The organism is Parazoarcus communis (assembly GCF_003111665.1).
GTDB classification, from domain to species: Bacteria; Pseudomonadota; Gammaproteobacteria; order Burkholderiales; family Rhodocyclaceae; genus Parazoarcus; species Parazoarcus communis_B.
Genome location: NZ_CP022188.1, coordinates 2,927,560 through 2,940,900 on the forward strand (window position 1 = coordinate 2,927,560; position 13,341 = coordinate 2,940,900).

13 protein-coding genes and 1 tRNA gene are annotated in these 13,341 nt (G+C 62.5%); 10 read left to right on the top strand and 4 right to left on the bottom strand.

The annotated features are described in order from the left end of the window. The first annotated feature begins 19 nt into the window (after positions 1-19). The 9 genes from infC (at position 20) to CEW87_RS13440 (ending at position 6,091) form a co-directional block, all read left to right on the top strand. The gene (gene infC, locus CEW87_RS13400; RefSeq protein ID WP_108947614.1) at positions 20-544 is read left to right on the top strand and encodes a translation initiation factor IF-3; all 525 of its coding nucleotides are present in this window, start codon (positions 20-22) and stop codon (positions 542-544) included. A gap of 151 nt (positions 545-695) precedes the next feature. Then, positions 696-893 (top strand): 50S ribosomal protein L35, encoded by a 198-nt coding sequence (rpmI, locus tag CEW87_RS13405; protein ID WP_108947615.1) that lies wholly within the window; start codon positions 696-698, stop codon positions 891-893. Between the two features lie 12 nt (positions 894-905). Beyond that, positions 906-1,265: a 50S ribosomal protein L20 gene (gene rplT / locus CEW87_RS13410; protein ID WP_108947616.1), complete on the top strand. Its 360-nt coding sequence runs from the start codon at positions 906-908 to the stop codon at positions 1,263-1,265. 69 nt (positions 1,266-1,334) lie between these two features. After that, a complete protein-coding gene (gene pheS, locus CEW87_RS13415) occupies positions 1,335-2,366 on the top strand; it encodes a phenylalanine--tRNA ligase subunit alpha (RefSeq protein ID WP_108947617.1) in 1,032 nt (343 codons plus the stop codon). Positions 2,367-2,373: 7 nt separating this feature from the next. Continuing rightward, positions 2,374-4,764: a phenylalanine--tRNA ligase subunit beta gene (gene pheT / locus CEW87_RS13420; protein ID WP_108973716.1), complete on the top strand. Its 2,391-nt coding sequence runs from the start codon at positions 2,374-2,376 to the stop codon at positions 4,762-4,764. Further along, a complete protein-coding gene (locus CEW87_RS13425) occupies positions 4,761-5,072 on the top strand; it encodes an integration host factor subunit alpha (RefSeq protein ID WP_108947619.1) in 312 nt (103 codons plus the stop codon). Before pheT ends, CEW87_RS13425 begins: the two co-directional genes overlap by 4 nt. After that, positions 5,053-5,433 (top strand): MerR family transcriptional regulator, encoded by a 381-nt coding sequence (locus CEW87_RS13430; protein WP_108973718.1) that lies wholly within the window; start codon positions 5,053-5,055, stop codon positions 5,431-5,433. Before CEW87_RS13425 ends, CEW87_RS13430 begins: the two co-directional genes overlap by 20 nt. Before the next feature lie 48 nt (positions 5,434-5,481). Continuing rightward, positions 5,482-5,558, top strand: a tRNA-Pro gene (locus CEW87_RS13435). A gap of 161 nt (positions 5,559-5,719) precedes the next feature. Continuing rightward, positions 5,720-6,091: a cupin domain-containing protein gene (locus CEW87_RS13440; protein WP_108977207.1), complete on the top strand. Its 372-nt coding sequence runs from the start codon at positions 5,720-5,722 to the stop codon at positions 6,089-6,091. 12 nt (positions 6,092-6,103) lie between these two features. On the opposite strand, the gene CEW87_RS13445 is transcribed toward CEW87_RS13440, so the two are convergent. The 4 genes from CEW87_RS13445 to CEW87_RS13460 form a co-directional block, all read right to left on the bottom strand. Beyond that, a complete protein-coding gene (locus CEW87_RS13445; protein ID WP_108973720.1) occupies positions 6,104-6,574 on the bottom strand; it encodes an NUDIX domain-containing protein in 471 nt (156 codons plus the stop codon). A 259-nt stretch (positions 6,575-6,833) separates the two neighbouring features. Continuing rightward, entirely contained in the window at positions 6,834-8,978 is a 2,145-nt protein-coding gene (locus CEW87_RS13450) for an FAD-dependent oxidoreductase (protein WP_108973722.1), read from the bottom strand. Between the two features lie 202 nt (positions 8,979-9,180). Beyond that, positions 9,181-10,416, bottom strand: a complete 1,236-nt coding sequence (sstT, locus tag CEW87_RS13455) for a serine/threonine transporter SstT (RefSeq protein WP_108973724.1) — start codon at positions 10,414-10,416, stop codon at positions 9,181-9,183. Positions 10,417-10,499: 83 nt separating this feature from the next. Then, the gene (locus tag CEW87_RS13460) at positions 10,500-11,879 is read right to left on the bottom strand and encodes an L-serine ammonia-lyase (protein ID WP_108973726.1); all 1,380 of its coding nucleotides are present in this window, start codon (positions 11,877-11,879) and stop codon (positions 10,500-10,502) included. A 365-nt stretch (positions 11,880-12,244) separates the two neighbouring features. Between CEW87_RS13460 and CEW87_RS13465 the strand changes: the two genes are divergently transcribed. Then, positions 12,245-13,339, top strand: coding sequence for a hydrogenase small subunit (locus CEW87_RS13465; RefSeq protein WP_108973728.1), 1,095 nt, complete (start codon positions 12,245-12,247; stop codon positions 13,337-13,339). Positions 13,340-13,341: the final 2 nt, after the last annotated feature.

Consider the following 13,341-nt stretch of genomic DNA (forward strand, 5'->3'; position numbering starts at 1 on the left):
CTTTATGGAGAACTGAACCATCGCTCAAGATAAAAAGCAGCGCGTCAACGGGGAGATCACCGCGCCGGAAGTCCGGCTAGTCGGTGAAGACGGTGAACCGCTGGGTATTGTCCCCCTGAGAATTGCCCTCGAAGCAGCAGAAGAAATCGGGCTGGACCTTGTCGAGATCGCGCCAATGGCGGAACCCCCGGTTTGCCGGGTAATGGATCTGGGCAAGTTCAAGTATCAGGAGCAGAAGAAAGCCCACGAGGCGCGTTCCAAGCAGAAGCAGATTCAGATCAAGGAAGTCAAGCTGCGTCCGGGTACGGACGAGAACGACTACCAGATCAAGCTGCGCAACCTGAAGCGCTTCCTGGATGAAGGTGACAAGTGCAAGGTCACGCTTCGCTTCCGCGGACGAGAGATGGCGCACCAGGAATTTGGTCTGCGTCAGCTTGAGCGAGTCAAGGCCGATCTCGAAGAGCTCGGTCAGGTTGAGCAGATGCCCAAGATGGAAGGGCGTCAGATGGTTATGGTCATCGCGCCGATCAAGAAGAATCGCTGATCGGGCGGTTGCAGGATTTGCCGCCGGGTAACCGGTGGCAAGACCGCAGACATCCAGCTGTGGATGTCTGCGGAAAACAAGTGGTGTTGGGTGTAAAACGTACCTGAACCGGTACTACCTGACGGCATTCTATAAACTCGGAGTCTAAGCAATGCCCAAGATGAAGACCAAGAGCGGAGCCAAGAAGCGATTCAAGGTTCGTGCTAGCGGTGGGATCAAGCGGTCCTCGGCGTTCAAACGCCACATCCTTACCAAGAAGACCACCAAGAGCAAGCGCCAGCTGCGCGGCATGAAGGAAATTCATGCAGCCGACGAAAAGCTGATCCGCGCCATGCTGCCTTACGCTTGATAGGAGACCGCTATGCCCAGAGTTAAACGTGGTGTAACAGCCCGCGCACGTCACAAGAAAGTTCTCGTTCAGGCCAAGGGTTACCGCGGCCGTCGCAAAAACGTCTATCGCATCGCCAAACAGGCGGTGATGAAGGCCGGCCAGTACGCTTACCGCGACCGTCGTCAAAGGAAGCGTCAGTTCCGTGCCCTGTGGATCGTCCGTATCAACGCCGCTGCGCGTGAGTGCGGTCTGACCTACAGCGTATTCATGAATGGCCTGAAGAAGGCCGCTGTCGAAGTGGACCGCAAGGTTCTGGCCGATCTGGCCGTTTTCGACAAGCCCGCGTTTGCAGCGCTCGTCGCGCAAGCCAAGGCCCAAATCGCTGCGTAAGTCGTCGCAGCCCGAAAAAAGGAGGCCTGGCCTCCTTTTTTTTTCTGATTTTCCCGAGATGGCAGGGACATGGATAAGCTCGATCAACTGGTTCAACAGGCCGAGGAGGCGTTCTCCGCGGCAGCTGATGGCGCCCAGCTTGAGCAGGCAAAAGCGCGCTTTTTTGGCAAGAGCGGGTCGCTCACCGAACAGATGAAGGCGCTGGGCAAGCTTGCGCCTGAACAGAAGCGCGAAGCTGGCGCTGCAATCAACCGTGCAAAGGTCGCGATCGAAGCTGCGCTCGAAGCGCGCCGCGAATCCTTGCGCGAAGCCGCGCTGCTGGCTCAGCTCGCCGCGGAAGCACTCGACGTCACCCTGCCGGGGCGCGGCTCGGTTTCCGGTGGTTTGCACCCGGTCAGCCGCACCCTTGAGCGTATCGAAAGCCTGTTCCGCTCCGTCGGTTTCGTGGTGGCGGATGGTCCCGAGATCGAGACCGACTGGCACAACTTCACCGCGCTCAACACGCCTGAGAATCACCCAGCGCGTTCGATGCACGATACCTTCTACCTGGAAGGCCGGGACGACGTCCTGCTGCGCACCCATACCAGCCCGGTACAGAACCGGGCGATGATGGCGCACGTCGAACGCTACAAGCACCTGGACACCATGCCCGATATTCGCGTGATCGCGCCGGGCCGGGTCTACCGGGTGGACTCCGATGCCACGCACTCGCCGATGTTTCACCAGGTCGAGGGCCTGTGGGTGGGTGAGAACGTCAGCTTTGCCGACCTCAAGGGCGTGATTGCCGATTTCCTGCGCAAGTTCTTCGAGACCGAAGACCTGCAGGTGCGCTTCCGTCCGTCCTTCTTCCCCTTCACCGAACCTTCGGCTGAAATCGACGTGGCCTTCATGAGCGGTGCGCTCGAAGGTCGCTGGCTGGAGATCGCCGGTTGCGGCATGGTCCATCCGAACGTGCTCAGCCTCGGCGGCATCGACCCCGAGCGCTATACCGGCTTTGCTTTCGGCATGGGGCCGGACCGCCTGACCATGCTGCGCTACGGCGTCAACGATCTGCGCCTCTTCTTCGAGGGCGATCTGCGTTTCTTGAGCCAATTCAGGTAAGCGAATCATGCAATTTTCCGAACACTGGCTGCGGACCTTCACCAATCCGCTTCTTGATAGTGCTGCGCTGGGTCATCTGATGACCATGGCCGGCCTCGAAGTGGAAGAAGCCGAACCCGTGGCGCCGGCATTTACCGGCATCGTCGTGGCGCAGATCGTCGAAGCCGAAAAGCATCCGAACGCCGACAAGCTCAAGCTGTGCAAGGTCGACGCCGGCGCCGGGGAGCTCCTCCAGATCGTCTGTGGCGCACCCAATGCCGCGGTCGGTCTGAAAGTGCCGTGCGCCAAGGTGGGTGCGGTGCTGCCGGGTGACTTTGCAATCAAGGCGGCCAAACTGCGCGGTATTGAATCCTTCGGCATGCTGTGCTCGGAGCGCGAGCTTGGTCTGTCCGACGAGCATGGCGGTCTGTATGCGCTGCCCGACGATGCGCCGGTGGGCGTGGACATCCGGGAATACCTTGCGCTCGACGACACGTTGTTCACGATCAAGCTCACGCCGAACCGCTCCGACTGTCTGAGCTTGACCGGCGTGGCACGCGAGGTCGCGGCCCTCACTGGCGTGCCGCTGGTGCGGCCCGAGATTGCTGCGGTTGTACCGACGATCGACGATCGCCGTGCGATCCTGCTTGACGCGCCCCAGGCCTGTCCGCGTTATTGTGGTCGTGTGCTCAAGGGTGTTGACGCCAAGGCGCCGACACCGGACTGGATGAAGCAGCGTCTGCAGCGCAGTGGCATCCGGTCGATCAGCGCGCTGGTGGATATCACCAACTACGTGATGCTCGAGCTCGGGCAACCGCTGCACGCTTTCGACAACACCCGTCTCAAGGGCGCAATTCATGTGCGCCTTCCGGTGGAGGGTGAGCAGGTGCTGTTGCTCAACGAACAGACGGTGACCCCGGCGGCCGACACGCTGCTGATCGCCGACGAGCACTGCGCGCTTGCGCTGGCAGGCATCATGGGCGGTGAAGAGAGCGGTATCACGCTGGAAACGTCCGAAGTTTTCCTCGAAAGCGCCTTCTTCGCACCCGACGCAATCGCCGGTCGCGCCCGTGCCTACGGTTTCTCGTCCGATGCCTCGCATCGTTTCGAGCGCGGTGTCGATTTCGCACTCGCCCGCCCGGCGCTGGAGCGCGCCACCGGTCTCATTCTCGAGATCTGCGGTGGTGCTGCAGGCCCGGTTGAAGAGGCGCTGGCTGCCGATGCATTGCCCGCCCGTCCGCCGGTGCGTCTGCGTCCGGCACGTGCTCGCCGCGTGCTTGGCATTGACATGGCCGACGACGCAATGCAGAAACTGCTCGAACGCGTCCATCTTGAAGTGAGCCGGGACGGTGACGCGCTGCTCGTCAGCCCGCCTTCCTTCCGTTTCGATATCGAGATTGAAGAAGACCTGATCGAAGAGCTGGCTCGGCTGCATGGGTATGACAACATCCCCGCGGTCGCACCCTTGGGTCGGCTGGTGATGCTGGATCGCAGCGAGTCCGATCGCAGCGAATGGGATGTTCGCCACCTGCTCGCTGCGCGCGGCTTCCAGGAAGTGGTTAACTTCGCCTTCGTCGAAGAAGCGTGGGAGCGCGATTTCTGTTCCAACGAAGATCCGATCCGTCTTGCCAACCCGATCGCGAGTCAGATGAGCGTCATGCGCTCAAGCCTGATTCCGGGACTGGCTGCCAATCTGGTCACGAACCGCAAGCGCCAGCAGAACCGTGTTCGCGTGTTCGAGCTCGGGCGCTGCTTCGAGCGCAAGGCTGACGGTCAGCCGGTAGCCGGCTTCCATCAGCCGCGGCGAATTGCCGCGCTTGCCGCCGGTCCGGTCGTGCCCGAACAGTGGGGCGAGCGCAGCAGGACGACCGACTTCTATGATCTCAAGGGGGATCTCGAGGCCTTGTTCGCGCCGCGCGAACTCAGCTTTGAATGCCTGGCCGATCCCGCGCTGCACCCGGGGCGGGCGGCAGTCGTCATGCTCGATGGTCGCCGCATCGGTGTCATCGGCGAACTGCATCCGATCTGGGTGCAGCGCTACGATCTCGGGCCTGCACCGGTGGTGTTCGAGGTTGAGCTTGATGCCGCACTGGAGGCGATTCTGCCTGCATCGGGCAGTGTGTCGCGTATGCCGGCGGTTGCCCGTGACCTGGCCCTGGTGGTCAATCAGGAACTCAGTGCGACGCGTGTTCTGGCAGTGCTGCGTGAAGCGGCGCCGAGCCTCGTACGCGAGATCAGCCTGTTCGACGTCTACCATGGCAAGGGCATTGACCCTGACAAGAAGAGTCTTGCTTTCAGTGTGTTGATGCAAGATACTCAACGGACCCTTGAAGATGCCGAGGTGGAAGCCGCAATGTCGGCACTGCTCCGCCATGCTGAGCTCACGCTGGGTGCGCGACTGCGTGGATCGGGAGAATGAACGTGACCTTGACCAAAGCCGAACTGGCCGATCTGCTGTTTGAGCAGGTTGGCCTGAACAAGCGTGAAGCCAAGGACATGGTGGAAGGCTTCTTTGAAGAAATCCGGACAGCGCTCGAGCGCGGCGACAGTGTGAAACTGTCCGGGTTCGGCAACTTTCAGTTGCGTGACAAACCGCAGCGTCCGGGGCGCAACCCGAAGACTGGCGAGGAAATTCCGATCACTGCCCGTCGGGTGGTCACCTTCCACGCCAGCCAGAAGCTCAAGGCCGCGGTAGAGGAACTCAGCGATGCAAGCAAGCAACCCTGAAACCGGTACGGCAGCACTGCCGCCGATTCCCGCCAAGCGTTACTTCACGATCGGTGAGGTAAGCGAACTGTGCGGGGTCAAGGCACATGTGCTGCGTTACTGGGAGCAGGAGTTTACCCAGCTCAAGCCGGTCAAGCGCAGCGGCAACCGTCGCTACTATCAGCATCATGAAGTGATGCTGATCCGGCGCATCCGCCATCTGCTGTATGACGAAGGCTTTACTATTTCCGGGGCACGCAACCGTCTCGGCGAAGCCGCGATTCATCAGCACGAAGAGATCGAGGCGGCAACACGCTACAAGGCCTTGATCGCGGATTTGCGGCATGAAATCGAGACTACACTGGCAGCGCTGAAAAGCTGATTTTTTGCTGGTAAAGTTTTTTTGGCCTGCTATAATGCCGGCTTGTGTCGGGGCGTAGCGCAGCCTGGTAGCGCACTTGCATGGGGTGCAAGGGGTCGTGAGTTCGAATCCCACCGCCCCGACCAAACGAATCAGACAAAAGCCAATCCTTCGGGGTTGGCTTTTTGTTTTTCCGGCTCAGTCCATTCGGGCACGTCTGCATCTTCTTGCAACGATGGAACGGCGGGGCGGCGCTGGCAGCGATGACTGAAGACCGAGGCGGATGCAATCAGCGGAGGCAGATTTCATGAAGTACGGATACAGCGAAGCCAGGCCCTACATCACGAAGGACGGTTCGATGATTCGCGAACTGATGCATCCGGACGTACATGGCAACAAGGCACAGAGCCTGGCCGAAGCCACCGTCCCCGCAGGGACGAGAACGCAGCTGCATCGCCACGCCCTGACCGAGGAGCTCTATCACATCACGTCGGGAACAGGGCGGATGCAACTCGGCGACGCGCGTTTCGACGTGGCGGCCGGCGATACCGTCTGCATTCCGCCCGGCACACCGCACTGCATCGAAGCGCTTGGAGATGCCCCGCTGAAATTGCTGTGCTGCTGTGCACCGGCATACGCTCATGAAGATACCGAGCTTCTTGAACCGGGTGCTTCTTGAGCCGGGTCTGAGCTAGCCCGCGTCCGGTGCGCGCCCGAGCAGTGTTCTGGCGTGTGCGAGCAAGCCCTTTTCCAGCAGCAGTCTCTTCATGCTCTTTGCCAGCCGAACACGCAGCTGCGCGTCGTCAGCCCAGGCGAAGCCATCGACTTCCGGCGCACGCTTGCCGGTCACGTAGTGGTCGAAGTAGCTCGTGCACCGGCAATGCTCGGGACGGGTTTCGGTGGATGTGGTGCCGACGCAGAACAGATGAAGATCCTTGCCGCGGTAGTAGGCGTAACGGCCCAGCTCGACCAGGCGCCCGGTCGGGAACTCGAGTCCGAACTCCTCGCGAGCCTCGCGCAGGGCGCAAGCCATGGGGCTCTCTCCCTCATCGATGAGGCCCTTGGGCAGGTCCCAGTGCGTGCTTCCGGTGGAATGACCCACAAGCAGTTCGCCGCGTTCATTGATCACCAGCAGGCCGCAGGAAAGTTGTGTCGCCATCATGTGGCTGCGGCCTGTTTGAGGACACCGGCTCCCGGCGCCGGTGCCGAGTCGCTTGCTTTCATGAACACCTCCTTCACGCCACATTGTGCGGCAAAAGGAGGGCGGACGAAGCGGCGGGTGCGCAATCCGGCTCAGGGCTCTCCGGCACTGCGCCGATTCTTGCTGGCGCCTGCCATCATCGGGAACGGTCCTTTCCACGTGCACGTCATCCATGCGCGCACCGTGCCGGGACCTCGCCTTTTCGCAAACGACGTTTGTCTCAGCCCCTGCGCCAGGCGTGGAAGCGTTCGACCCAGGCCAGCAACTGTTGCGGTGCGTGCGCCTTCTTCCAGTTGCCTGCGACATACTTGTTGGCCTCGGCCAGTGTCGGGTAGATATGGATCGTGCCGAGGATCTTGTTCAGGCCGATGCCTTGTTTCATGGCCAGCACGTACTCGGCGATCAGGTCGCCCGCGTGCTCGCCGACGATGGTCACGCCGAGAATCCTGTCCTTGCCAGGGACGGTGAGTACCTTGATGAAGCCATGTGCCTCGCCGTCGGCGATGGCGCGGTCGAGATCGTCGATGCCGTAAGTGGTCACCTCAAAGGCGATGCCTTGTGCCTTTGCGTCCTGTTCGTTCAGGCCGACGCGGGCGACTTCGGGTTCGACGAAGGTGGCCCAGGGGATCACCGAGTAATCCGCCTTGAATTTCTTTAGCGGGTCGAAGAGTGCGTTGACCGCGGCATACCAGGCTTGGTGCGCAGCCGTATGGGTGAACTGGAAGGGCCCGGCGACGTCGCCTGCGGCGTAAATGTTGGGGTAGTTGGTCTGCAGGAACGCGTTGGTGTCCACCGTTCGTCCGGTCGGAATGCCCAGTTCTTCGAGGCCAAAGCCTTTCAGGTTGGCCGCGCGGCCGACGGCGACCAGCACGGCGTCGAAGGGAATGCGAACATCCTCGCCTTCGTGTTCGGCGATCAGGATCTTCTCGCCGTTTTCGATGAGGAATTCCTTGGCCTTGTGCCCGGTCAGCACGGCGACGCCTTCGGCGCGGAAGCGCTCGGTGACGAGGTCCGAGACCTCTGGGTCTTCGCGACCCATGATGCGCGCTTCCATCTCGACCTGGGTCACGCTGGCGCCAAGCCGTGCGAAGGCCTGGGTCAGTTCGCATCCAATCGGCCCGCCGCCGAGTACGATCAGGCGCTGCGGCAGTTCGCGTAGTTCCCAGACGTTGTCCGAAGTCAGGTAGCTAACCTGCTCAATGCCCGGAATAGGTGGCACGAAGGGACGGGCGCCGGTGGCGATGACGATGCTGCGGGTGGTCAGGCGTTGCGTGCTGCCGTCCTCCAGGGTGATGTCGACCTCCCAGGGCGAGACAATCTTCGCTGCGCCCTGCACGACATCGACGCCGAGCCCGGTGTAGCGCTCGGCCGAGTCGTGCGGTTCGATCGCCTTGATCACCGACTGAACCCGCTCCATGACGTCGGCGAAATCGACTTCTGCGCGCGCCGACCTGATGCCGAACTCCTGCGACCTGCCGACGTGAGAGAGGAACTTGGCCGAGCGAATCAGCGCCTTCGAGGGCACGCAGCCGGTGTTGAGGCAGTCCCCGCCCAGTTTGTGTTTCTCGACCAGCGTGACCTTGGCCTTGACCGCAGCGGCGATGTAGGAGGTCACCAGTCCGGCACTGCCGCCACCGATGACCACGAGGTTGCGGTCGAAGCGCGACGGCTTCGTCCAGTTGGCGAATACCTTGTTCATGCGAATGACCTCCAGGAGTTTGCGGGCAATCAGCGGAAAGATGCCGAGCAGCACAAAGGAGCCGAGCAGGCCCGGCGAGAGGATGCCGGACAGGGACTCCAGCTTGCCCAGCTGGGTGCCCGCATTGACGTACACAATGGTGCCGGCAAGCATGCCGAGCTGGCTGACCCAGTAGTAGGTGCGGGTCTTCATTGCAGTCAGGCCGAGCAGCAGGTTGACCAGGAAGAACGGGAAGGCCGGTACCAGACGCAGGGTGAACAGATAGAACGCACCTTCGCGGCGAACCCCGGCGTCGATGGCCTGCAGGCGCTGGCCAAAGCGCTGCTCGACCCAGTTCCGCAGCAGGAAGCGCGACATCAGGAAGGCGAGCGTGGCGCCGATGGTCGAGGCAAAGGAGACGATGACCGTGCCCCACAGCAGGCCGAACACTGCACCGCCCGCCAGTGTCAGCAGGGCTGCGCCGGGGAGGGACAAGGCCGCCATCAGCACGTAAATGACGAAGTAGATGGTGACGCTCAGGAGCACGTTCTCGTCGCGGAACGCTTCGATGGCGGCCTGCTGCTCCTTGAGGTTCTGCAGGTTCAGGTACTGGCCCAGGTCCAGGATGAAGAACAGCGCAATGGCCGACGCGACGGCTGCCACGACTGCCAGTTTTCGAGCTTGCATGAAAGACCTCGGTGAATGTAAAGAGCGAGGGCTGCCGCCCCCGCCTGTGCATTACTCAGTCGGATGGATGCTCGATTACTTACACATCGCGTACGACACGTGCGCACACGAGATTGCGCTCAGCGGAAGGAACGTGATGGGGTGGGAACGACATGATCTGACGCGAGCCGGCACCGCGGAACCGGCTCGATCGTCTCTCGAATCACGGCTTTGCAGCGGCTGGTGCGGGCGCTGCCGGCGGGCAGGCGGCGGCGGTGAACAGCACGTCGGTGGAGGAGTTCAGCGCCGTTTCGGCAGAGTCTTGCAGCACGCTGATGACAAAGCCGATCGCGACCACCTGCATGGCAACATCGGTCGAGATGCCGAACAGGTTGCACGCCATCGGGATCAGCAGCAGCGAGCCGCCGGCCACGCCGGAAACGCCGCAGGCGGCGAGTGCCGACACGATGCACAGCAGGAATGCGGTCGGCAGGTCGACGCTGACGCCCAGGGTGTTCGCAGCGGCCAGCGTCATCACCGTAATGGTGATGGCCGCGCCGGCCATGTTGATGGTCGCGCCCAGCGGGATGGAGATCGCGTACGTGTCTTCGTGCAGGTTCAGGCGCTTGCACAGTTCCATGTTGATCGGGATGTTGGCGGCCGAACTGCGGGTGAAGAATGCGGTGATCGCGCTTTCGCGCAGGCAGGTCAGCACCAGCGGGTAGGGATTGCGGCGGGTCTTCAGGAATACGATCAGCGGATTGACGACCAGGGCAACGAAGATCATGCAGCCGACGATGACCAGCAGCAGCCTGGCGTAGTCGAGCAGGGCGTCGAGTCCGGACTCCACAAGTGTGCTTGCCACGAGGCCGAAGATGCCGAGCGGGGCGAAGCGGATCACGAGCCTGACGATCTTCGATACGGCTTCGGAGAGGTCGGAGAGCATCGTCCGGGTGGTGTCGGACGCGTGGCGCAACATGATGCCGAGGCCGATCGCCCAGCTCAGGATGGCAATGAAGTTCGCTTCCATCAGGGCCTTGGCAGGATTCGAGACCGCGCTCAGCAGCAGGTTCTTGAGTACGCCGACGATGCCGCCCGGTGGCGTGCCGCTCACTGCGGGCGCGTCGAGAACGAGGGTGGTGGGAAACGCGAAGCTGGCGGCGACCGCGACTGCTGCGGCACCGAGCGTACCGAGCAGATAGAGGATCAGCACCGGCCGGATGTGCGTGGGCTGACCGCGCCTGTGGCTGGCGATCGACGCAATCACCAGCAGGAAGACCAGTACCGGCGCCACCGACTTGAGCGCAGAAATGAAGACGTCTCCGAGGAGCGATACGGAGCGTGCCAGGTCGGGGGCGAGCAGGGCGAGGGCGATGCCGCAGATCAGGCCGACGACGATCTGGGTGATGAGGCTGGTTCTCAGCATGAAAACGGGGGAACGGCTTACTGCGGTGTTCATGACGTGTTTCCTGTCGTGTCGCGTGTGTTGCGGTTAGAAAGGCCACGCAGCCGGGTGGGGCTGCAGGGCCTGCGGCGGAGCAGTCAGCACTCGGTAAAGTTGACCGCCAGCCCGCCGCGCGAGGTTTCCTTGTACTTGTCCAGCATGTCACGCCCGGTGTCGCGCATGGTGCGGATCACCTGGTCGAGCGAAATGGCGTGCGAACCGTCTCCGCGCAGCGCCAGTTGTGCAGCGTTGATTGCCTTGATCGAGGCCATTGCGTTGCGCTCGATGCACGGCAGTTGTACCAGCCCGGCAACCGGGTCACAGGTCAGGCCCAGGTTGTGCTCAAGCCCGATCTCCGCCGCATTCTCCACCTGTTCGGGCGTGCCGCCCATGATCTGCGTCAGGCCGGCGGCCGCCATCGCGCAGGCCGAACCGACTTCGCCCTGGCAGCCAACCTCGGCACCGGAGATCGAGGCGTTCTTCTTGCACAGGGTGCCGATCGCCGCTGCGGTCAGCAGGAAATCGACCACGTCGGATTCGTCGCTGCCAGGATGAAAGTTCATGTAGTAGTGCAGAACGGCAGGGATGATGCCCGCCGCGCCATTGGTCGGCGCCGTCACCACGCGGCCACCCCCGGCGTTTTCTTCATTCACCGCGAGCGCATACAGATTGACCCAGTCGAGCGCAGCCAGGGTGTCGCTGATGAAGTTGCGGCCGTGTTCGAGCCCGCTCAGTTTTTCGTGCAGGGCATGTGCGCGACGCCGCACCCTGAGGCCCCCCGGCAGCACGCCCTGCTGTTCGATGCCGCGCGCCACGCAGCTGCGCATGGCCGCCCAGATCTGCAGCAGCGCAGCACGCGTCTCGTCCTCGCTGCGCCACGCGAGCTCATTCTCCAGCATGACCTCGCTGATACGCAGCGAATGCTTTTTGCAGATCGCGAGCAGTTCCGCTGCGCTGTCGAATTCGTGGCGCAACGCCGTCTGTGGCACCAGGCCCGCATCTGCTGCGGCCTGGGCCTCGTCGATGACGAAGCCACCGCCGATCGAGTAGAAGGTGTTCTCGTACACCACGCCAGTGTCACCGTGGGCGATGAGTTTCAGTGCGTTGGGGTGATAGGGCAGGCTCACCGGCAGCAATCGCATGTCGCGATCCCAGTGAAAAGCCAGGGCATGGGTTCCGCCAAGGCGCAGGCTCGCGGTCTGCCGGACCTCGGCCACCGCGGGGGCGATGAAGTCCGGGTCGACTTCGTCCGGGCGCTGGCCCATGAGGCCGACGATCACCGCATGATCGGTGCCGTGCCCGATTCCGGTCGCGGACAGCGAGCCATACAGTCTTGCCTCGATGCGGCTCACGCTGGCGGTGAGTTGTCTCGCGTCGAGCTCCGCTGCGAAGTCGTGCGCCGCCCGCATCGGCCCGATGGTGTGTGAGCTCGACGGGCCGATGCCAATCTTGAACAGGTCGAGAACGCTGATGGACATGGCGGCACCTTCATGGAAATGGCGGATTCAGGGCCGTCAGACCGCCGACCCTGAGCCGCGATTCTGTGGTGCGGGGCCGGGCTTTTCAATTGGTGATTGTCCTCTCCCCTGATTCCTGCCAGCTCGCGCCGGCGCGGCGCGGCTGTGCGACGCCGGGTACGCAGCGATCAGCTGCTTTTCGGAAGTGGAAACCATCTTGCCTGGGCGGACCGTCGGCAGATTTTCAGTGGCTTCTTAATGTGTTGATTATCATGCGGAAAGTGATTTCACTGGGCTTTGGCATGGTTCTTGTGTTGTCTCCCGGCATGTGCCGCCGCGCTGCCTGGCTGCGGGGTCAGAAGAAAGACCTTCGAGGGAGACATTCCATGACTGAAACCTTCTACGACGTGCTGCGCCGTCAGGGCATCACACGTCGCAGTTTCCTCAAGTTCTGCAGCCTTACCGCGACTTCGCTGGGGCTGGGTTCGGCCGCTGCGCCGCAGATCGCCCATGCGCTGGAAACCCGGCCGCGCACTCCGGTGCTGTGGCTGCACGGGCTGGAGTGCACCTGCTGTTCGGAGTCCTTCATCCGTTCTGCACATCCGCTGGCCAAGGACGTGGTGCTGTCGATGCTCTCGCTCGACTATGACGACACCCTGATGGCTGCGGCCGGACACCAGGCCGAGGCCATCATCGAAGAGGTCAAGCGCAAGTACAAGGGCAACTACATCCTGGCCGTGGAGGGCAACCCGCCGCTCAACGAGGATGGCATGTACTGCATCCACGGCGGACGCCCTTTCATCGAGGTGCTCAAGGAAACCGCTGCCGACGCCAAGGCCATCATCTCGTGGGGCTCGTGTGCCTCCTGGGGCTGCGTGCAGGCGGCCAAGCCCAACCCCACCCGGGCCACGCCGGTGCACAAGGTCATTTTCGACAAGCCGATCATCAAGGTGCCGGGCTGTCCGCCGATTGCCGAGGTCATGACCGGCGTCGTCACCTACATGCTGACCTTCGATCGCATCCCCGAGCTCGACCGTCAGGGGCGGCCGAAAATGTTCTACGGCCAGCGCATTCACGACAAGTGCTACCGCCGGCCGCACTTCGACGCCGGGCAGTTCGTCGAGGAGTGGGACGACGAAAACGCGCGCAAGGGCTACTGCCTGTACAAGGTCGGCTGCAAGGGGCCGACCACTTACAACGCCTGCTCCACCGTGCGCTGGAACAGCGGTGTGTCCTTCCCCATCCAGTCCGGCCACGGCTGTATCGGCTGCTCGGAAGACGGCTTCTGGGACAAGGGCAGTTTCTACGACCGGGTCACCGACATCCATCAGTTCGGTATCGAGGCCAATGCGGACAGGATTGGTGCAGCCGCAGCCGGCGTGGTCGGTGCATCGGTTGCGGCGCATGCGGCGGTGACCGCACTGGCGCGAGCGCGCAGCACGCCCGGACTCGACAACAAACCGCAAGCGGGAGACAAGTGATC

Coding starts and splice junctions, on each gene's coding strand:
- CEW87_RS13465 (WP_108973728.1), top strand. CDS start 12,245: ATGACTGAAACCTTCTACGACGTGCTGCGCCGTCAGGGCATCACACGT.
- pheT (WP_108973716.1), top strand. CDS start 2,374: ATGCAATTTTCCGAACACTGGCTGCGGACCTTCACCAATCCGCTTCTT.
- CEW87_RS13440 (WP_108977207.1), top strand. CDS start 5,720: ATGAAGTACGGATACAGCGAAGCCAGGCCCTACATCACGAAGGACGGT.
- CEW87_RS13425 (WP_108947619.1), top strand. CDS start 4,761: ATGAACGTGACCTTGACCAAAGCCGAACTGGCCGATCTGCTGTTTGAG.
- CEW87_RS13460 (WP_108973726.1), bottom strand. CDS start 11,879: ATGTCCATCAGCGTTCTCGACCTGTTCAAGATTGGCATCGGCCCGTCG.
- CEW87_RS13445 (WP_108973720.1), bottom strand. CDS start 6,574: ATGATGGCGACACAACTTTCCTGCGGCCTGCTGGTGATCAATGAACGC.
- CEW87_RS13450 (WP_108973722.1), bottom strand. CDS start 8,978: ATGCAAGCTCGAAAACTGGCAGTCGTGGCAGCCGTCGCGTCGGCCATT.
- rplT (WP_108947616.1), top strand. CDS start 906: ATGCCCAGAGTTAAACGTGGTGTAACAGCCCGCGCACGTCACAAGAAA.
- CEW87_RS13430 (WP_108973718.1), top strand. CDS start 5,053: ATGCAAGCAAGCAACCCTGAAACCGGTACGGCAGCACTGCCGCCGATT.
- sstT (WP_108973724.1), bottom strand. CDS start 10,416: ATGAACACCGCAGTAAGCCGTTCCCCCGTTTTCATGCTGAGAACCAGC.
- pheS (WP_108947617.1), top strand. CDS start 1,335: ATGGATAAGCTCGATCAACTGGTTCAACAGGCCGAGGAGGCGTTCTCC.
- rpmI (WP_108947615.1), top strand. CDS start 696: ATGCCCAAGATGAAGACCAAGAGCGGAGCCAAGAAGCGATTCAAGGTT.